General features: G+C 63.7%; 16 protein-coding genes. 6 read left to right on the plus strand and 10 right to left on the minus strand.

All coding sequences use genetic code 11. The features are described from left to right. Window position 1 precedes the first annotated feature (1 nt). A complete protein-coding gene (locus ACYPXD_RS31240) occupies window positions 2-4,138 on the minus strand; it encodes a DUF3683 domain-containing protein (RefSeq protein ID WP_459721176.1) in 4,137 nt (1,378 codons plus the stop codon). Between the two features lie 637 nt (window positions 4,139-4,775). Between ACYPXD_RS31240 and ilvA the strand changes: the two genes are divergently transcribed. From ilvA to queF, 3 genes are read left to right on the plus strand one after another with little or no spacing between them, the layout of a single operon-like run. Then, a complete protein-coding gene (gene ilvA / locus ACYPXD_RS31245; protein ID WP_459721180.1) occupies window positions 4,776-6,299 on the plus strand; it encodes a threonine ammonia-lyase, biosynthetic in 1,524 nt (507 codons plus the stop codon). A 38-nt stretch (window positions 6,300-6,337) separates the two neighbouring features. Next, complete coding sequence (locus tag ACYPXD_RS31250; RefSeq protein WP_459721183.1) at window positions 6,338-7,246, plus strand: 5'-nucleotidase; 909 nt, start codon at window positions 6,338-6,340, stop codon at window positions 7,244-7,246. Further along, a complete protein-coding gene (queF, locus tag ACYPXD_RS31255; RefSeq protein WP_459721188.1) occupies window positions 7,243-8,067 on the plus strand; it encodes an NADPH-dependent 7-cyano-7-deazaguanine reductase QueF in 825 nt (274 codons plus the stop codon). The genes ACYPXD_RS31250 and queF overlap by 4 nt, the downstream gene beginning before the upstream one ends. A 300-nt stretch (window positions 8,068-8,367) precedes the next feature. On the opposite strand, the gene ACYPXD_RS31260 is transcribed toward queF, so the two are convergent. After that, complete coding sequence (locus tag ACYPXD_RS31260) at window positions 8,368-9,528, minus strand: NAD-dependent formate dehydrogenase (protein ID WP_459721191.1); 1,161 nt, start codon at window positions 9,526-9,528, stop codon at window positions 8,368-8,370. A 318-nt stretch (window positions 9,529-9,846) separates the two neighbouring features. Between ACYPXD_RS31260 and ACYPXD_RS31265 the strand changes: the two genes are divergently transcribed. Continuing rightward, on the plus strand, window positions 9,847-10,788 hold the full coding sequence (locus tag ACYPXD_RS31265; RefSeq protein ID WP_459721195.1) for a helix-turn-helix domain-containing protein: 942 nt from the start codon (window positions 9,847-9,849) through the stop codon (window positions 10,786-10,788). Between the two features lie 122 nt (window positions 10,789-10,910). Here the strand turns inward: ACYPXD_RS31265 and ACYPXD_RS31270 are convergent, their stop codons facing one another. The 3 genes from ACYPXD_RS31270 to ACYPXD_RS31280 are packed head-to-tail and all read right to left on the minus strand — an operon-like array spanning window position 10,911 to window position 13,741. Next, complete coding sequence (locus ACYPXD_RS31270; RefSeq protein WP_459721202.1) at window positions 10,911-11,297, minus strand: RidA family protein; 387 nt, start codon at window positions 11,295-11,297, stop codon at window positions 10,911-10,913. A 35-nt stretch (window positions 11,298-11,332) separates the two neighbouring features. Continuing rightward, the gene (locus ACYPXD_RS31275) at window positions 11,333-12,847 is read right to left on the minus strand and encodes an N-acyl-D-amino-acid deacylase family protein (RefSeq protein ID WP_459721204.1); all 1,515 of its coding nucleotides are present in this window, start codon (window positions 12,845-12,847) and stop codon (window positions 11,333-11,335) included. Window positions 12,848-12,850: 3 nt separating this feature from the next. Beyond that, window positions 12,851-13,741, minus strand: coding sequence for a MurR/RpiR family transcriptional regulator (locus ACYPXD_RS31280; protein WP_459721207.1), 891 nt, complete (start codon window positions 13,739-13,741; stop codon window positions 12,851-12,853). Between the two features lie 205 nt (window positions 13,742-13,946). Between ACYPXD_RS31280 and ACYPXD_RS31285 the strand changes: the two genes are divergently transcribed. After that, window positions 13,947-15,224, plus strand: coding sequence for an amino acid deaminase (locus ACYPXD_RS31285; RefSeq protein WP_459721214.1), 1,278 nt, complete (start codon window positions 13,947-13,949; stop codon window positions 15,222-15,224). A gap of 54 nt (window positions 15,225-15,278) precedes the next feature. Here the strand turns inward: ACYPXD_RS31285 and ACYPXD_RS31290 are convergent, their stop codons facing one another. Beyond that, the gene (locus ACYPXD_RS31290; RefSeq protein WP_459721217.1) at window positions 15,279-15,743 is read right to left on the minus strand and encodes a MarR family winged helix-turn-helix transcriptional regulator; all 465 of its coding nucleotides are present in this window, start codon (window positions 15,741-15,743) and stop codon (window positions 15,279-15,281) included. Between the two features lie 77 nt (window positions 15,744-15,820). Then, a complete protein-coding gene (locus ACYPXD_RS31295; protein ID WP_459721221.1) occupies window positions 15,821-17,416 on the minus strand; it encodes an MDR family MFS transporter in 1,596 nt (531 codons plus the stop codon). A gap of 140 nt (window positions 17,417-17,556) precedes the next feature. Here ACYPXD_RS31295 and ACYPXD_RS31300 point away from each other — a divergent pair, with 140 nt between their 5' ends. After that, complete coding sequence (locus tag ACYPXD_RS31300) at window positions 17,557-18,399, plus strand: EcsC family protein (RefSeq protein WP_459721224.1); 843 nt, start codon at window positions 17,557-17,559, stop codon at window positions 18,397-18,399. Here ACYPXD_RS31300 and ACYPXD_RS31305 read toward each other — a convergent pair. The 3 genes from ACYPXD_RS31305 to ACYPXD_RS31315 all read right to left on the minus strand — a co-directional run. Then, window positions 18,396-19,328, minus strand: coding sequence for an alpha/beta hydrolase (locus ACYPXD_RS31305; protein WP_459721229.1), 933 nt, complete (start codon window positions 19,326-19,328; stop codon window positions 18,396-18,398). The genes ACYPXD_RS31300 and ACYPXD_RS31305 overlap by 4 nt on opposite strands. Window positions 19,329-19,527: 199 nt before the next feature. Further along, complete coding sequence (locus tag ACYPXD_RS31310) at window positions 19,528-19,962, minus strand: CHRD domain-containing protein (RefSeq protein ID WP_459721232.1); 435 nt, start codon at window positions 19,960-19,962, stop codon at window positions 19,528-19,530. A 128-nt stretch (window positions 19,963-20,090) separates the two neighbouring features. Next, window positions 20,091-20,556 (minus strand): hypothetical protein (locus ACYPXD_RS31315; protein ID WP_459721235.1); only part of this gene is annotated, 466 nt, incomplete at its 5' end.

A 20,556-nucleotide genomic window follows, 5' to 3' on the forward strand; every position in this document is an offset into this window, starting at 1 on the left:
ATTAGACCAGCACGCGCTCGATTCCGCCATTGTTCGCACGGGCGACGTAGTCGGCCATCCAGTTTTCGCCGAGCACGTGCCGCGCAATTTCGACGACGATGTAATCCGCTTCGATGTTGGCGTCTTCGTTATAGCGAGACAGACCTTGCAGGCACGACGGGCAGCTGGTCAGAATCTTCACATCCGTTGCGCCGTTCGGGGCGCCGCTGAGCGCACCGTTCGCGCCGTTCCTGCCGCCCGGCTGCGGTCCGTCGCCGGCCTTCAGCACCGAGCCCGGCGCCGCACCGGCCGCGCCCGCGGCCGCATTGGCCATATTGATCGCGTTCGCGCCCGCTTCGGCGACGAGCGGAATGCCGCGCAGCTTCGCCGCACCCTTGCGGATTTCCTCTTCCTTGCGAAAACGCACCTGCGTCGACACGTCCGGCCGGGTCACCGCGAGCGTGCCCGACTCGCCGCAGCAACGGTCGTTCTTCTCGATCCTGTAACCGTCTTGCGCGGAGCCCATCAGTTCATTGACGAGCTTGACCGGGTCCATCGTCTTGATCGGCGTGTGACACGGGTCGTGATACATGTAGCGCGTGCCCTTCACGCCGTCGAGCTTGATGCCCTTTTCGAGCAGGAATTCGTGGATATCGATGATCCGGCAGCCCGGGAAAATCTTCTCGAATTCGTAGCCGGCAAGCTGGTCGTAACACGTGCCGCACGACACGACCACGGTCTTGATGTCGAGATAGTTCAGCGTATTCGCGACGCGGTGGAACAGCACGCGGTTATCGGTGACGATCTTCTCGGCCTTGTCGTACTGGCCCGAGCCGCGCTGCGGATAGCCGCAGCACAGATAGCCCGGCGGCAGCACGGTCTGCACGCCCGCTTCCCACAGCATCGCCTGCGTCGCGAGGCCGACCTGCGAAAAGAGGCGCTCCGAGCCGCAACCCGGGAAATAGAACACCGCCTCCGAATCGACCGTGGTCGCCTTCGGGTTGCGGATGATCGGCACGATCTTGTTGTCTTCGATGTCGAGCAGCGCGCGGGCTGTCTTCTTCGGCAGATTGCCCGGCATCTTCTTGTTCATGAAATGGATCACCTGCTCGACCACGGGCGGCTTGCCGGTGGTCGCGGGCGGATGCGCGGTCTGCTTCTTCACGAGCTTTTTCAGCACGTCGTTGCCGAGGCGCTGTGCCTTGTAGCCGACGCCCATCATCGCGGTGCGCGCGAGATTGATGGTTTGCGGGTTCGTCGCATTAAGGAAGAACATGCCCGCCGCGTTGCCCGGGTTGAACTTCTTCTTGCCCATCTTGCGCAGCAGGTTGCGCATGTTCATCGTCACGTCGCCGAAGTCGATCTTGACCGGACACGGTGTCGCGCACTTGTGGCAGACGGTGCAGTGATCGGCGACGTCGTTGAACTCGTCCCAATGCTTGATCGATACACCGCGGCGCGTCTGCTCTTCATAGAGGAACGCTTCCACCAGCAGCGACGTGGCGAGAATCTTGTTGCGCGGGCTGTACAGCAGATTCGCGCGCGGCACGTGGGTCGCGCACACCGGCTTGCATTTGCCGCAGCGCAGGCAGTCCTTTACCGAATCGGCGATCGCGCCGATGTCGGACTGCTGCATGATCAGCGACTCGTAGCCCATCAGGCCGAAGCTCGGCGTGTAGGCGTTGCGCAGGTCCGCGCCTTCGAGCAGCTTACCCGCGTTGAAGCGTCCTTGCGGGTCGACGCGCTGTTTGTAGGCGCGAAACTCCGCGATCTCGTCGTCGGTGAGGAATTCGAGCTTCGTGATGCCGATGCCGTGCTCGCCGGAAATCACACCGTCGAGCGAGCGTGCGAGTTTCATGATGCGCGCGACCGCGGTGTGCGCGTCCTGCAGCATCTCGTAGTTGTCCGAGTTGACGGGGATGTTCGTGTGAACGTTGCCGTCGCCCGCGTGCATGTGCAGCGCGACGAATACGCGGCCGCGCAGCACCCGCTTGTGAATGGCCTGCGCTTCGTCGAGGATCGGCTTGAACTCGCCGCCGTTGAAAATCTGCCGCAATTCCGCGCGGATTTCCTGTTTCCACGACACGCGTATCGTGCGGTCCTGCGTGACGTCGAATACGGTCACGCCCGGCTGTTCGTCGACGCGATCCGCGAACTTCTCCGCGAGCGGCGCATAGCCGAGTCCGACCAGATAGTGCTGCGCTTCGCGCAACGACAGATCGAGCTTGTCGCGCAGGAACGTCCAGCGCGCGCGCACCTGATTCAGCAATTCGAGCGCATGTTGCACGCGGTCTTCGAGCAGTTCGGCGCTCGGAATTTCGTTGGCGTCATCGCTCTTGCCGAGCGGGAGCTTGCCCGCCTTGAAGAACGCTTCGAGCGCATCGAGGAGTTGCAGCTTGTTCTTGATCGACAGCTCGATATTGATGCGCTCGATGCCGTCCGTGTACTCGCCCATCCGGTTCAGCGGAATGACGACGTCTTCGTTGATCTTGAACGCATTCGTGTGCTTCGCGATCGCGGCCGTCCGGCTGCGATCGAGCCAGAAGCGCTTGCGCGCTTCGGCGCTCACCGCCACGAAGCCTTCGCCGCTCTTGCCGTTGGCCATGCGGATCACTTCGGAGGTGGCGGCCGCAACCTTATCGGCATCGTCGCCGACGATATCGCCGATCAGCACCATCTTCGGAAACGCATTGCGCTTGCTCTTCGTCGCATAGCCGACCGCGCGTAGATAGCGCTCGTCGAGATGCTCGAGGCCCGCGAGAATCGCGCCGCCTTCGCGCGACGTCTCAAACAGGTAATCCTTGATTTCGACGATGCTCGGAATCGCTTCGCGCGCCTGGCCGAAGAATTCGAGGCACACAGTGCGCGTATGCGCCGGCATCTTGTGCAGCACCCAGCGCGCGGACGTGATGAGCCCGTCGCAGCCTTCCTTCTGCACGCCCGGCAGGCCGGCGAGGAATTTGTCGGTCACGTCCTTGCCGAGGCCCTCCTTACGGAAGCGCCGCCCTTCGATCTCGAGTGACTCTGTGCGCAGCAGCTTTTCGCCTGGCGCATGTTCGCCGTCGAACCACTTCAGTTCGAAGCGCGCCACGGGAATGTCGTGAATCTTGCCGAGGTTGTGATCGAGCCGCGTGACTTCGAGCCAGTTGCCTTCCGGGTCGACCATCCGCCACCACGCGAGATTGTCGAGCGCGGTGCCCCACAGCACCGCTTTCTTGCCGCCGGCGTTCATCGCGATGTTGCCGCCGATGCACGAGGCGTCGAGCGACGTCGGGTCGACCGCGAACACATAGCCGGCCTGTTCGGCCGCTTCGGTCACGCGGCGCGTGACGACGCCCGCGCCCGAGTAGACCGTCGCCACCTTGCGCGCGACGCCCGGCAGATCGGTGAGTTCGACGGCGCCGAGCTTCTCGAGCTTCTCGGTATTGATGACCGCGGAGAAAGGCGTAAGCGGCACGGCGCCGCCCGTATAACCGGTGCCGCCCCCGCGCGGAATCACCGTGAGCCCGAGCTCGAAGCACGCTTTCACGAGGCCTGCGATTTCATCTTCGCTGTCGGGCGTCAGCACGACAAACGGATATTCGACGCGCCAGTCGGTCGCATCGGTCACGTGCGAGACGCGCGCGAGACCGTCGAAGCGGATGTTGTCCTTCTGCGTGCGGCGGCCCAGCTCGCGCGTCGCGCGGCGGCGCAGTTCGGCGCTGCGTTCGAATTCGTCAGCGAACGCATCGACCGCGCGACGCGCCGCGGCCACCAGCGACTCGACACGCGCCGCGCGATCGACGCCGGCGTCGTCGTGATGCGCGGTCAGGTCGGCGCGGCGGCGCTTCTCGATCTCGGCCAGCCGGTGATGCAGCGCTTCGATCAGCAGCCGGCGGCGCTTCGGGTTGTCGAGCAGATCGTCCTGCAGATACGGATTGCGGCGCACGACCCAGATATCGCCGAGCACTTCATACAGCATGCGCGCCGAGCGGCCGGTGCGGCGCTCGTTGCGCAATTCGTCGAGCACAGCCCACGCTTCGTCGCCGAGCAGGCGGATCACGATCTCGCGATCGGAAAACGACGTGTAGTTGTAGGGAATTTCGCGCAGGCGCGGGGCGGGATCGGTAGCCACTGTGTGAGCGGCGCCGTGCGGGTCGAATACTTGAGGTGCGTTCATGGTTGGACGACTCGGTGTGTCAGCCAACGGGAGCCGCCGCGATTCTCATGAGGCGACGGCATCGGCTGACGATGCGCGTGGGGCGCAATGCTGGAAATTCTTCTATTAGGCGAAGCCGCGGCTGGCCAAACCCGCCGGCGGACACACTCACGCCGGCTGCTTCGCTGGCTCAGATACCGCTACACGATCGTGCATGCCGCACGTGCCTCTCGCTGGTGGAGACTCGCGCGGGCCGGGACTCGTGCGGGATGGGCAACAGGTGGGCGATCCGAGGCTGCCAGTGCATCTTCCGATCCTTGATCCAAAACACGATTCTACCGCATGATCCCTGCGTGCGTTGACGCCTCCGTGACGGCGCCATGGGCATTTGCGCCCGCTTCGGGGCGCCGGCGCGGCGACCCGAAGCGCCCGCCCGGACGCCCATTTGCCGACCGTCCGGTCGGATTTCCGGCCGACGCGTCGGTCCGACCGGCAGCGGGTTCGCTGCGCAGTGTCATTGCGGCTAACCACGGTCCCACTGCGGGACAGACTGCGCATTCCGCGTGCCGCTCACCCTGGCTAACCGGTCTGAGCCCGCGCGGATGGCGCTATCATTGACGTTTTCCCGTCTTATTCAGCGCATCGCGCCGTGAACCGCATGGCTTCCAACGACTATCTGAAGAAAATCCTGACCGCGCGCGTCTACGACGTCGCCCGGGAGACCGAACTCGAACATGCGCGGAACCTGTCCGCCCGGATGCGCAACGCGATTTATCTGAAGCGCGAGGACAACCAGCCGGTCTTCTCGTTCAAGGTGCGCGGTGCGTACAACAAGATGGCGCATATTCCGGCGGAGGCGCTGTCGCGCGGCGTGATTACGGCGTCGGCGGGCAATCATGCGCAAGGCGTGGCGCTGTCGGCTGCGCGTCTCGGCGTGAAGGCGATCATCGTCGTGCCGGTTACGACGCCGCAAGTGAAAGTCGATGCGGTGCGCGCGCACGGCGGGCCGACCGTCGAAGTCGTGCAGGCCGGCGAATCGTACAGCGATGCGTATGCGCATGCGATGCGACTGCAGGAAGAGCACAGTCTGACCTTCGTTCATCCGTTCGACGACCCGTATGTGATCGCCGGCCAGGGCACGGTCGCGATGGAAGTGCTGAGCCAGCATCAAGGTCCGATTCACGCGATCTTCGTGCCGATCGGCGGCGGCGGGCTCGCGGCCGGTGTGGCCGCATACGTGAAAGAAGTGCGCCCCGAGATCAAGGTGATCGGCGTGCAGACGGACGATTCCTGCGCGATGGCGCAGTCGATCAAGGCGGGCAAGCGCGTGACGCTCAACGAAGTCGGCCTCTTTTCGGACGGCACGGCCGTGAAGCTGGTCGGCGAAGAGACGTTCCGGCTCTGCCAGCAATATCTCGACGAAGTCCTGACGGTCGATACAGATGCCCTGTGTGCCGCGATCAAGGACGTATTCCAGGACACGCGCAGCGTGCTCGAACCGGCCGGCTCGCTCGCGGTGGCCGGCGCGAAGCAATACGCGGAGCGCGAAGGCATCGAAAACCAGACGCTGATCGCGGTCACGTCCGGCGCGAACATGAACTTCGACCGCATGCGCTTCGTTGCCGAACGCGCGGAAGTCGGCGAAGCGCGCGAAGCAGTCTTCGCGGTGACGATTCCCGAAGAGCGCGGCAGCTTCAAGCGCTTTTGCGAGCTGATCGGCACGCGCAGCGTCACCGAGTTCAACTACCGGATCGCCGATGCGAAATCCGCGCACATTTTCGTCGGCGTGCAGATCAGGAGCCGCGACGAGTCCGCGCGCATCGCGGGTTCGCTCGAGGCGCACGGTTTCGCCACCGTCGACCTGACCGGCGATGAACTGTCGAAGCAGCACATCCGTTATATGGTGGGCGGCCGCTCGCCGCTCGCGCACCACGAGCGCCTGTTCCGCTTCGAGTTTCCGGAGCGGCCCGGTGCGCTGATGAAGTTTCTGTCGTCGATGGCGCCGAACTGGAATATCAGTCTCTTCCACTATCGGAATCAGGGCGCGGACTACAGCTCGATTCTCGTCGGCATCCAGGTGCCGGCAAGCGAGGACGCGGAATTCGCGCGTTTTCTCGCGACGCTCGGCTATCCACATTGGGAAGAAACCGCAAACCCGGTGTACCGTCTGTTCCTTGGCTGACCGGACGGCGGCCAACCATTCATCATGGCGCTTTGACGATGGCTTTCACGCTCGAAGACAAACTGGTGGTCGCGATCTCGTCGCGCGCGCTGTTCGACTTCGAGGAGGAAAACCGCGTCTACGAGGAAGGCGACCTGCGCGCATACGAAGCGCTGCAGCGCGCGCGCCTCGATGTACCGGCGAAGCCCGGCGTCGCGTTTCCGCTGATCCGCAAACTGCTTGCGCTAAACACGGGTACGCGGCAGGTTGAAGTGGTGATCCTGTCGCGCAGCGATCCGATCAGCGGATTGCGCGCGTTCAGTTCGGCGCGCGAGCACGGGCTGGCCATCGAGCGCGGCGTGTTCACTCGCGGCCGCGCGCCGTTCGGCTATCTGCACCCGCTGAACGCCTCGCTGTTTCTATCCGCGAATCAGCACGACGTGCGCGATGCGCTGACGGCCGGCTTTCCCGCCGCGCGCGTGCTGCCCGAATCGGCCCGGATGGCGAACAAGTATCCGCACGAAATCCGCATTGCGTTCGACGGCGACGCCGTACTGTTTTCCGACGAAGCGGAGCGCGTGTTTCAGCAGGACGGCTTGCAGGCGTTCGTCGGTCACGAGATAGACAACCGCGATTTGCCGCTTGCCGACGGGCCGCTCAAGCCGCTCCTCGAAGCGTTGCACCGCCTGCAAAAACTCGCCGACGATGCCGCGCCGATGCGCATCCGCACCGCGCTCGTCACTGCGCGTTCCGCGCCCGCGCATGAACGCGCGATCCGCACCCTGATGGCCTGGAACATCGAAATCGACGAAGCGATGTTCCTCGGCGGCCTCGACAAAGGCGCGTTTCTGCGCGAGTTCGAGCCCGACTTTTTCTTCGACGATCAAATTCGCTACTGCGATACGGCCCGGGCGCACGGCGTCACCGCAACCGGGCATGTCGTCAGCGGCATCGTGAACGCATCATGACACCCGACCAATCCCCGCTCGGCAAGCCCGCCACGTACACCGAACAGTACGACGCCTCGCTGCTCTTTCCGATTGCGCGCAGCAACGCGCGCGAGCAGATCGGCATCACGGCGCGCCTGCCGTTCTTCGGCACCGACATCTGGAATGCGTACGAGCTTTCCTGGCTCAACGCGCGCGGCAAGCCGCAGATCGCGATCGCCACGTTTTATGTGCCGGCCGATTCACCGAATATCGTCGAATCGAAGTCGTTCAAGCTGTATCTCGGCTCGTTCGCGCAGACGCAGTTCGATTCGATCGACGTCGTGCGCGATACGATCAGGCGCGACGTCTCGGCATCGTGCGGCGCGACGGTTTCGGTGCATCTGTCCGGCGCGGCAGAATTCGGCAAGCTCGGGCTCGAGGAATTCGACGGGCTGTCGCTCGACCGGCTCGATCTCGACACGGATATCTACCTGCCCGACGCATCGCTGCTCAAAGCCGCGCACGGCGAAGCGCCCGTTGAAGAAACGCTGTATTCGAACCTGCTGAAGTCGAACTGCCCGGTCACCGGCCAGCCCGATTGGGGCAGCGTGCAGATTCATTACGTCGGACCGCAAATCGATCAGGCGTCGCTGCTGCGCTACATCATCTCGTACCGGAACCACACGGGGTTTCACGAGCAGTGCGTCGAGAAGATGTTTGTCGATCTGCTGAGCGCGTGTCAGCCCGTGAAGCTCGCGATCTACGCGCGCTATACGCGGCGCGGCGGGCTCGATATCAATCCGTTCCGCACGAATTTCAATCTGCCGATGCCGGACAATCTGCGCACCGCGCGGCAGTAACGCGGCGCTAGAAACGGCCTGTACAAGGGCTTACACAAGGGCTTACACAAGGGCCTGCGCAAGGGCCTGCGCAAGGGCCTGCAGAAGGACCTACAAGCGAGACTGCAACAAGGCGCCGGCCCACACCTTATCGACGCTGACACGGCGTACCCGCCCGATGCTCGCGCATCGAATACGCCGTGTCAGTTTTCCCCTGCGGCTGGGCCGGCGACGCGTAGAGTCGCATAAGCCGCGCATAAACACTATCGGGCGTCCCTGATTCGCTTGCAGGACTTGCCCGACATTCCGACGAAAAAGCCGTCAGTCCAGCTTGTACGAGCCGGCGCCCGTGCCCGCCAGATTGCCGCCGTCGACGATCAGATACTCCGAGCGGATCGGCCGTTTCTCGAAGAAGCATTGCAGAATCTCGAGCGTACCGGCGGCATAGCGATGTTGCGCGGACAACGAACTGCCCGAGATATGCGGCGTCATCCCTTCGTACGGCATGCGGCGCCACGGATGATCAACCGGCGCCGGCTGCGGATACCAGACGTCGCCCGCGTAACCGGCAAGCTTGCCCGACTCGAGCGCGCGCACCACTGCGTCGCGATCGCACAGCTTGCCGCGCGCCGTGTTGATCAGATAGCTGCCGCGCTTCATGAGGTCGAACATCCTGTCGTCGAACATATGCTCGGTCGACGGATAGAGCGGCATCTGCAGATTGATCACGTCGCACGCCTTGACGAGCGACATCGGCGTTTCGTGGTACGTCGCATTCAATTCCTTCTCGATCTCGGGCGACAGACGATGCGGATCGTAATAGTGCAGATGCACGTCGAACGGCTTCATGCGACGCAGCACCGCGAGGCCGATACGGCCTGCCGCGATCGTGCCGAAATGCATGCCTTCGATGTCGTAGCTGCGGCTCACGCAATCGGCGATATTCCAGCCACCGTTCGCCGCGTACTGATGCGAAGGCAAATAGTTGCGCACGAGCGACAGCGTCATCATCACGACGTGTTCCGCGACGCTGATGCTGTTCGAGAACGTCACTTCGGCGACCGTCACGCCATGTTTCGCGGCGGCTTTCAGATCGACGTGGTCGGAGCCGATGCCAGCCGTCAGCGCGAGCTTGAGCTTCTTCGCCTTCGCGATGCGCTCGGGCGTCAGGTACGCCGGCCAGAACGGCTGCGAAATCACGATATCGGCGTCGGGCAGATGGCGGTCGAACGTCGAATCGGCGCCGTCCTTGTCGCTCGTCACGACCAGTTCATGCCCGTGGCTCTCCAGATATTTGCGCAAGCCCAGTTCGCCCGACACGCAGCCGACGAGTTCGCCCGGCTTGAAGCCGAGCGGGCCTTCCGGCGTCGGCACGGTCTGTCCGTTCGGATAACCCTTGATCTGCGGAACGCTATCGCGTGCGTACTTCGGCGGGTAGCCCGTAACGGGGTCCGGATAGAGCACGCATAGAACCTTGGCCATTCTTATCTCCTTCAATGGGATATGTCCGATATCGGATCAGTGCCGGCTGCACTGCGTGGCTAGTCTGCGGGCTTGAGCTGAGCGATTGATTTCGGAAACGCACGGTTGCGCCCGCGGACAAATCGATCGACATGCCCGATGGCCTTGACTGGCAATGGAATCGCGCGCAATGCGAAGCGGGATTCGTGCAAACGCTAATTTTCAGCATGCAAGGGAAAACTTAGCGTTATATTTCTCCGTATATTTCGCTATGTCTTCCAATTTGCAATTCCGCTTATTTTCCAGTTCCGGGCGAATTCGGGCTCAGGAGACAGATTCATGCAGACCGACGGCAAGCACGTCCGCGCATCGGGTGCGCATTCTTCGCTGCAACAGGTTCTCGCAGACGAACACAGCTGGCGAGAAATGCCGCTCGGCACGAACCCCGCACCGGTAAGCGACGTCGTGATCGGGCATTGGAGCGACGAGCGTGTCGTCCGGCGCGAACTGACCGCGCCAATGTCGGATCGGCATTACACGGTCAGCATTCTGCTCGGCAAGGCAACCGTCGATTGCTACAAGAACGGTCGCCTGCTTGATCGCGGCACGGGCGGACCGGGCGGCGTGCAGCTGACCGCGCCCGGCGAACAGGTGACATGCAGTTTTCGCGGAGCCAACGAAGCGATTCATCTGTTTCTGCCGAGCGATCTCGTCGAATCGGCATACGGCAGTCTGCGCGCGAACGCGTCGGCGTTGCGGCTCGAAGACCCCGCCTTTCGCGTCGACCCCGCGCTCGTGCCGATCGCGCGGACACTCGCCGCCACGCGCAACGACGACCGTCAGGATAACGTCGTTTCCGTCAACGGCATCGTGCAGGAGGTGCTGCATCACGTGCTGTCGCGCTATGCGCACGAGCGGCCCGGCGCATCGGACGCACGCGGTCTTTCGGAGCCGCGTATGCGGCGCGTGGTCGACTATATCGACGCGAACCTCGCCGAACCGATCACGCTGCAAGATATTGCGCGGCATGCGGGCTTGAGCCGCATGCACTTTGCAGCGCAATTCCGGCTTGCGATGGGATGTACACCGCACAGCTTTCTGCGGATGAGGCGCATCGAGCGTGCCAAAACGCTACTGATGCAGGGCATTCCGATTGTCGACGTCGCGCTTGCGGTGGGATTTCAAGGACAAGCGCATTTCACCGCGGTATTCAAGGAACTCGACGGCCGGTCGCCGGGGCGATGGCGCGAGTGTCAGCGCAGCTTGAATTGCGGCATATAAGTGGAATACGCGCGGGATTTGAGTGGAACCGGCAGCGGCCGGCACAAAAACATTCGCACCCGCGCACCAGCGAGCCGCACCGCGATCGAAGTCCCTCGACGCGACTCGCCAATGCGCATCGATCAGCGCTGCGGCGCCTTATATGCAACGCAATCCACTTCGACCTTGCAGTCGATCACCATGCTCGACACGACGCACGCGCGTGCCGGCGGATGCTCGCCGAAATACTCGCGAAACACCTTGTTAAACGATGCGAAGTCGCGTGGGTCATCGAGCCACACGCCGCAACGCACGACATGCTCGGCGCTATAGCCCGCTTCCTTCAGGATCGCGAACACATTCTGCAGCGCCTTGTGCGACTGCTCGACGATGCCGCCGTTGATCACTTCGCCATTTTCCATCGGCGTCTGCCCGGACACATAGAGCCAGCCGTCCGCTTCGACCGCGCGAGCAAACGGCATATGCTGACCGCCCGTTCCCTTACCGCCCTCAACGCCATAACGTTTCATCGCCCACTCCCTTCGAAAAGATAGTCAGATACGGTTTAAAAATCGCGCGGCGACTGATCGCCCTTTCCGGCCGTCTGGTCCGCTTCAGTCGCCAGGGGCCGCGCACCGCGCGCGACAAATCGACCGGCGCGCTCGCCGGTCGGCGCGCCGTCGCGATACGACAGCACGCCGTTCACCCACACCGCGTCGATGCCGTCGGCCGCTTGCTGCGGCTTGTCGAACGTCGCGGCATCGCGCACGCGCGCCGGATCGAACAGCACGAGATCGGCGTGATAGCCGACATGCACTTCGCCACGCTGCGTCAATCCGAAGCGGCGTGCCGACAGGCTCGTCATCTTGCGCACCGCTTCTTCGAGCGAAATCAGTTGCTGATCGCGCGCATAGTGACCGAGCACGCGCGGAAACGCGCCCCACAGGCGCGGATGCGGCAGCGGATCGTTCGGCAGGCCATCGGAGCCGATCATTGTCGCCGGGTGCGACAGGATGCGCCGCACGTCGTCTTCGGACATGTTGTGATAGACGGAGCCGGCCGGCTGCAGGCGCCTCGCCGCTTCCTGCTGCGTGACGCCCCACTCGTTCGCGATGTCTTTGATCAGCTTGCCCGCCATCCGCGGATGCGGCGTCGACCACGTAATCGTAATGTCGATATCGCCGGTCACCTGCTTGACGTCGAGCGTCGACGAACTGCGGCTGTACGGATAGCAATCGCAACCGACCGGCTGCATACGCCGCGCGCCTTCGAGCGATGCGAGCACTTCGCCGCTGCGCCCCCAGTTCGTCGGCCCCGCGCATTTCAGATGCGAGATCACCACCGGCACGCGCGCATGGCGGCCGATGCGGTACGCCTCGTCCATCGCATCGAGAATCGCGTCGAACTCGGTGCGCATATGCGTCGTGTACAGCGCGCCCGCTTCGGCGAGCGGCTCGGCCAGCGCCATCACCTCTTCGGTCGGCGCGGCGAATGCGGAACCGTACGCGAGGCCCGAACTGAGGCCGAGCGCGCCATGCGCCAATGCTTCTTTTAGTTGCGCGCGCATCTGTTCGATTTCCGGCGCGCTCGCCGCGCGATCGAGCCGGTCCATCTGGTTGTTGCGCAACGCGGTATGGCCGATCAGCGCCGCGACATTGACCGACGGTCGCGCCGCATTGACCGCCTCGACATACGCGGCAAACGTCGGATAGCGGAACGCGTCGCGCGCGCCGAGCAGATTCATCGGGTCGGGCGGATCGCCTTTCAGCGTAACCGGTGACGCACTGATTCCGCAGTTGCCGACGATCACCGTCGTCACGCCTTGCGAGATTTTCGGCAGCATCTGCGGCGCGCGAATCACGTGAGTATCGTCGTGCGTGTGGACGTCGATGAAACCGGGCGCGAGCGCGCGGCCGTTCGCTTCGATTACTTCTTCCGCGAGCCAGTTCGACAGGTTGCCGATCGCGGCGACGCGCCCGTCGCGCAGCGCAACGTCGCGCTGCACCGGCGGCGCGCCCGTGCCGTCATAGAGCTGCACGTCGACGATCAGCGTATCCGCCGCTTCGGGATGCGAGTGCATGGGTCAGTCTCCTAGTGGTTGACGCTCGCCGCCGCCGCGATGCGCATCGAGCGCGTGCTTCATGCGGCGCAGCAGTTCGCGGCTTTCGTCGCCCTGACTGACCGCGAGTTCGGTGACGAGCACGTCGAGCGCCAGCAGCATCGCGTAACGCGACGACGACGGCTTGTAGATGAAATCGGTTTCGAACGCAACGATCGGAATCAGCCAGTCCGCGAGCTTCGCCAGCGGCGACGCGGGCGCGGTCAATGCAATAAGCGTCGCGCCATAGCTGCGCGCTAGCCGGCAACTGTCGACCATTTCGGGCACGCGCCCGGTGGCCGACAACGCGATCACGACACAATCGCGTGATACCGTGCTCGCCACCATGCGCTGCAGCAGGCCGTCCTGATACGTCGCGACCGGCCGGCCCAGTCGCACGAGCCGAAAGCGCATCTCGTCGGCGAGCGCGGTCGAACCGCCGCCCATGCCGTACACGTAGATCATGCGCGCGGCGCGCAACGCGGCAGCCGCGTCGGCGAGCGGCGCTTGCAGCAGCAACTGGTGATTGTGCGTGAGCGCGGTCTGCACTTCGTCGAACACGCGCGTGGCGATCGGCTCGGGCGCGGCGGCCGGCGCGCCGCGCGGCAAGAAGCGCTGGCCGACCGCAGCCGCCTGTGCGAGCCGCAGTTTCAGTTCGCGCACATCGCGGCAACCGGTTGCTTTTGCAAAGCGCGTGACGGTTGCAATGCTGACGTCCGCACGTTGCGCGATTTCGCCGATACTCGCATGCGATGCGCCGGTCAGATCGTCGAGAATCAATGCGGCAACCTTGCGTTCGGCGCAGCGCAATTCGGGCGCGCATTCGGCGATACGCGCGACGATATCGAATGCGAGCGGTTCGGCGCTGGAGTTCATTGAAGGTCGCTGAAAGTCAACACAAGCAGAATGCAGTGCCGCATGACACACGCACTGGCCCGCGCAAGAGGGACGTTGATAATAAATAACATTGCTCCGGGGCATCGTACTTTCTGTAACATGTCGAAGTCAACTTGGCTGCTGTAGAACCACATAATCACTGCGCGATAACTGCAGGACGAACCGCACGATGGAGTAGCACGAGATGAAAGTTACAAACTATCAGGGTCCAACGATCGATCCATTCAGTAAAGGGCTCGGCAATGTTCCGGGCACCAGCATCCAGCTGACGGACGCGGGCCGTCTCGAATGGAATCTGCTCGACGAAGATGTGAGTCTGCCGGCCGCCGTGCTCTACGCGGATCGCGTCGAACACAACCTCAAATGGATGCAGGCGTTCGTCGCCGAATACAACGTGAAGCTCGCGCCGCACGGCAAGACCACGATGGCGCCGCAACTCTTTCGCAAGCAGATCGAAACCGGCGCATGGGGCATCACGCTCGCCACGGCGCATCAGGTGCGCGCCGCCTATCATGGCGGCATCTCAAGAGTGCTGATGGCCAATCAGCTGGTCGGCAAGCGCAACATGCTGATGGTCGCCGAACTGCTCAGCGATCCGGACTTCGAGTTCTACTGCCTCGTCGATTCGGTCGACGGCGTCGAGCAGCTAGGCCAGTTTTTCGGTTCGGTGCGCAAGGAGCTGAACGTGCTGATCGAGCTCGGCGTGCCGGGCGGCCGCACCGGCGTGCGCGACGGCGCGCAACTGAAAGCCGTGCTCGACGCGATCGCGCGCTACCCCGATTCGCTGCAGCTCGCGGGTATCGAACTTTATGAGGGCGTGCTGAAGGAAGAGCCGCAGGTGCGCGCGTTCTTGCGCGCCGCGGTCGCGACGACGCGCGCGCTGCTTGACGCGAAGCGCTTCGCGCGCACGCCGGCCATTCTGTCGGGCGCGGGGTCCGCGTGGTACGACGTCGTCGCCGAAGAGTTTGCGCAAGCGGCCGACGCAAGCCAGATCGAAATCGTGTTGCGGCCCGGCTGCTATCTGACGCATGACGTCGGCGTCTATCGCAAGGCGCAGACCGACATCTTCGCGCGCAATCCGGTGGCAAAAAAGATGGGCGAAGGCCTGCTGCCCGCGCTGCAGTTGTGGGCCTACGTGCAGTCGATTCCCGAACCGGACCGCGCGATCATCGGCTTCGGCAAGCGCGATGCGGCGTTCGATTCCGGGCTGCCGGAACCGGCGCGCCACTTTCGGCCCGGCAATACGGCGCCGCGCGATGTCGCCGCCGGCGAAGGCTGGGAAGTGTTCAATATGATGGACCAGCACGCCTATATGCGCATACCCGCGGGTGCCGATCTGAAAGTCGGCGACATGATCGCGTTCGACATCTCGCATCCGTGCCTGACTTTCGACAAGTGGCGCCAGGTGCTCGTCGTCGATCGGTCGTATCGCGTGACGGAAGTGATCGAGACGTTTTTCTGATCGGCTCGGTTGCCGGTTCGGTAGCCCGCTTCGGTTGCCAGCTCAGTTGCCAGATCAGTTGCCAGTTTCAGCTGCCCGTGCCGGCACCCCTGCCGCCACTTCGCCGATACGCGCTTCAAGCATGCCCAGCGCGCTCGACAATGCCGCGAGCGCGTCGTCGGGCAGCGTTGCCATCGTCTCGTGCAGAAACGCGTTGCGGCTCGGCAGGCTCGCCTCGATCGTCGCGCGGCCGTCGTCGGTGAGCCGCACGTTTGTGACGCGATTGTCGCGCGCGTCCATGCTGCGCTCGATCCAGCCAAGCGCTTCGAGCGATTTCAACTGCCGCGTCAGCGCGCCCGGATCGACGCGCAACTTTTCGACAAGCCGCTTTTGCGACGACTCGCCGTCCTGCTCGTACAACGCGAGCATGATCCGCCAGCGCGGCATCGGATGCCCGACCTGCGCCTCGAACGCCGACATGAACGCGCGATACGTGCGGCCAAACTGATGAAGGATCGCGATCCGGTCCTGTTCTTCCATGTAGTGGCTACCCGACTCAAGTCATAGATAGATCAATGCGCGTCCATGCACGTCAATGCGGCGCGCCAATCGACCGGTCATTCCGCGGCGACCGTCGGTTCGAGCTTGCGCGTCAGCTTCACCGGCGGCACGCGCCGGCTTTGCCAGACCGACACGAACGCAACCAGCGTGGCAATCGCGAGGCCCATATGGATCGCGTGGACCAGCGAGCCGCGCGCCGCTTCGAGCAGAATCGCGCCGTCGTGGCCCGCGCGATGCAGCTGATCGAGCAGGCTCGCCTGCGCGCCGTGATCGATCAGGATCTGCGGATCGCCGAGCGCGTTGTACCAGTGGCTTGCATTATCGTTCTCGAGCGCATTGCGCACACCGCGCGTGTACATCTGCGTAACCAGCGTGCCGGTGATCGCCGTGCCCATCATGCCGCCGATCATCCGCAGCGACTGCAGCAGCGCGGTGGCAATGCCGAAGTGCTCGCGGCCCGCGGTCTGCTGCGCGAAGATCGTCAGGTTCGGCAACACGAAGCCGAGGCCCAGACCCGCCAGCACCATCAACATCATGAGCAGCCAGTGCGGCATCGTGCGCATCGAAATCGCGGCGCCGAGACACGCGACGCTCAACAGCACAAAGCCTATATACAGCATCAGGTTCGGGTTGCGCACACGCGAAACGACCCGTCCATTCGCGATGCTGCCGATCGTAATAAACACGACCAGCGGCGTAATGACCAGTCCCGCCTCGTTCGGCGTCATGCCGAAACCGCCCTGAAACAGCAACGGCGCGTAAAACAGAATCGAGAACATCGAGAAGCCGGCTAGCACCGCCAGCACGAAGAGCGCGTTGAGACTCCGGTTCTTGAACATGTCGGCAGGAAGAATCGCCTGCGGGAAGCGTTTTTCCCATTGCCATAGCGCATACGACGACGCGACGCTGACGGCCAGCAACGTGCCCGACGAAAAGTTGAAGCCGTGTTTCGGCAGCATCTCGACAAAGAGCTGCAAGCTTCCGAGCGCAAGCGCGATCAGCAACGCACCGGGCCAGTCGAGCCGCATCTTGCCCTCGTGCTTGACGTGCCGCAGATGCGGCAAATAGCGCCACACAAAGAACAGCGAGATCAGGCCGACCGGAATGTTCACGTAAAACACCGAACGCCAGCCGTAATACTGCGTGAGAAAACCACCGAGCGACGGCCCGATCGCATTCGCGATGCCGAACGCTGTGCTCATCAACACCTGCCAGCGCAAACGCACGACCGAGTCGGGGAAGAGGTCGGGAATGCACGCGAACGCGGTGCCGACCAGCATGCCGCCGCCGATACCTTGCAGGCCGCGCGCGAGCACCAGAAACAGCATGCTGTTGGCGGCACCGCACAGCACCGACGCACCGGTAAACACGACGATCGACGCGATGACGAACGGCTTGCGTCCGTAGTAGTCGCCGAGGCGCCCAAAGATCGGCACGGTGATGACCGAGGTCAGCAGATACGAGGTGGCGACCCACGCGTAGAGCTCGAAGCCTCTGAGTTCCGCGACGATGGTCGGCAGCGCGGTGCCGACCACGGTCTGGTCGAGCGCGACGAGCATGGAGACAAACGACACGCCGAGCATCGCGAGCAGCGATTCCCGGAACGGTAAAACTTGCCCACTCGAATGGTGAGCGGCGGTGTGGACAGCCATTTTTGTCGGCGCAACTGTTGACTTGTCAACGATACGGAATCATACCATGCCGACAGGCTCTAATCTTGCGGGGAACCTGGCGGCGATGTCGCGCAGACACATCCACACGTGCCCGCTATCCGCCTGTCTCGAGGAGTGACATGGATCCGATTTCAACTGAATCGTCTGAAGCAGAAACGCTGTCGTCCGACGACCTGAACGCGCTGCGGCGCGCGAAGCACGAGCTCGAAAGCCCGGCGCTCGCGATGAAGCTCGCGGGCATCGTCGGCTCACCGATCGAGAAGCTGATCTCAAAGATACCGGCCGCCGCGAACGAAAAGGTCAACGACGCGACGCAGGCGGCGTTGCGCAAGTGCCTGCAGATCGCGCTGCGCACGTTGGGCCGTGCGGTGCCGCTCGCGGCCAGCGACAAGCCGAGCAATCTGCTGCACAAGTTCGCGGTGGCGACGACAGGCGCCGCGGGCGGCGCGTTCGGCATGCTCGCGTTGCCGGTCGAACTGCCGGTCACGACGACGCTGATGTTCCGCTCGATCTGCGATATCGCGCGCAGCGAAGGCGAAGATCTCGCGTCGATCGATACGCAGCTGCAGTGCCTGACCGTGCTCGGCATGGGCGGCACGTCGAAAGCCGACGACGATGCCGACTACGGTTACTTCATCATGCGCGGTGCGCTGGCGCAGGCCGTGTCGAAGGCATCGTCGGAAATCACATCGAAGGGGTTCACGTCGCATGGATCGGCGGCGCTGCTGCGTCTGTTGAACACAATCGCGTCGCGCTTCTCGGTGCAGGTCAGCGAACAGGTCGCGGCAAAGTCGATTCCGGCGATCGGCGCGGTGCTGGGCGCGATGGTCAACACCGTGTTCATGGACCACTTTCAGCACATCGCGCACGGCCACTTCACGGTGCGGCGGCTCGAGCGGCGGTATGGACTGGACGCGGTGCGGTCAGCGTATCAGGCGATCGATACCTCGCCTCGCGCCTAAGCACCGTCGCGCAACGGCGTGACGCGACGCACGAAATGCGCGGCATCGTCGAGCGCGCGACGCGCTTCGGGCATGAACGGCGTCCACAGGTGCCACGCGTGCGGCACCTTCGGCCAGACCTCGAATTCGACCGCGACGCCCGCTTGCGTCGCACGCGCGGCGACGCGCCGCGCGTCGTCGAGCAACACTTCGGTACTGCCGGCCTGAATGAAAAGCGGCGGCAGCTTTTGCATGTCCGCATAGAGCGGCGATGCATAGGGATGCGTCGCGGCGGTGTCGCCAAGATAAAGTTTTGCCGCTCGGGCAATCGAAGCGCCGCTGAACATCGGGTCCGCGCCGTCGTTCGCGCTGATCGACGCGCCTGTTGCGGCGAGATCGGTCCAGGGTGAAAACAGCAGTGCGCCGGCGGGCAGCGGATCGCCCGCGTCGCGCAACGCGACAAGCGCTGCGAGCGCGAGGCCGCCGCCGGCGGAATCGCCCGCCATCACAACCGTTTGCGGCAAGGCGCCCGCCGCGATGAGGCGGCGGTACGCGGCAATCGCATCGTCGAGCGCAGCGGGGAAGCGATGCTCGGGCGCGAGCCGGTAGTCAAGCGAAAAGACACGCGCACCCGTGCGCGTCGCAAGGCCGAACGACACCGCGCGATGCGTGCGCGGCGAGCAGAAGTAATAGCCGCCACCGTGCAGATAGAGGATGGTCGGCACGCGCGCCGAGCCGACTGCGGCATCCGGATCGAGCCATTCGCCGTGCAGCGGCCAGTCGCTTTCTTCGTATTGCTCACGCAACCGCCAGCCGCGCGGCACACGCGGCGACCAGACGCGTCTCGCGGTCATGGCGCGTGCGTGTTCGGCACTGACGTCGGCATGCTGCGTGTGCGGCAGAAACTGCCGGCGCAGAATCCAGCAGGCCAATGCGCTTTGCCAACTCATCGGGGCACGCTCCATCGACAGGACATCGATATATGGTACGTGCGTTCGCGATGGGTAGGTCGGCAGCGAAGCGCAACGGAAACTGCCGGCAGGAAGAAAGAACCGCGTCAGATCAAAACGAGGCGGCTCGTTTGCCGGTTCTTTTGCAGGTTCGTTTGCCGGTCCTTTTGACGGCGTTGCGATGCAGGGTTCGCGGCGCTCAATTCGCCGGCATCACCTGCCCGCGGATTTCACCCATCGGATTCTGCGCGGTGTGGATGTTGAAGTACCACTGCCCGGCCATCAGGTCCGTCACCTGCTGTTCGGTGAGCGTCGCCGAACCTTTGATCGGATTCGCCAGCGCCTTTTTGTCGATCGGAACGACGATCGACGCATTCTGGCCGACCGGCGCCGGGCCGTGAAAGTGCGCGGCCGTCGCGGGTCCGGACAAGCCTTCATAGGTAACCGTCCATTGCAGCGAACTCGTCGTCGTATCGAAGGTGGCGTTCAACATGCCGTGGCCGTGACTCACGCGCGGCGGCACTTCGCTCGACGGCTCGAGATCGGCCTTCAGCGCAACGCTATCCGCCCATGCGGCACTCGAGGCAAGTACGAACAACATTGCAGCCAGCTTCAACTTACGAATGGCCATCATCGTTATCTCCGAATCCGTGTCCGTATCGAACGTGTGCGGACATACTAGTTGAATTCGACGACACGCATATGGCAGTGTCGCGCGCGCGTTCCGCGACATGCGATGGAAGCGCAGTTTGCCGTGCCGCGCTAGGCAAGCAGTGCCGCTTGCCCTTCGATGCCGTCGAGCATTGCGTTGCACTTGCGCACGAGCGCAAGGCCATCGGCGCGCAGACGCTCGGGTTCGCTGCCGGCGATGCCGCGGCGATAGTCTTCGAGCACGCTAAAGAGCGGCGGATATTGCAGCACGCCGACCGCGCCCGCGACGCGATGGTGCCAGGCGCGCAAAGCGTCGACGTCCGGGTCTTCGAGCAGCGGCGGCAGCGCGCGCACGTCGTCGCGGACCGACGAGACGAACGAATCGAGCAACGCTTTGACGGTCGATTCGCTGCCCCAGATGCGCGTCAGATGCACGAGATCGACAGGCACGAACGGCTCCGCGAATGCAACGCGGCTTTCCGTATTGGCCGGCGCCGCGACGGGGGATTTTGAAGCGGCATCGCTGTGGGCAACCGACGCGCGCTCGCGCGGCGGCCGGCGATGCCCGTCCGCCGCG

It is taken from the genome of Paraburkholderia sp. 2C, assembly GCF_054589215.1.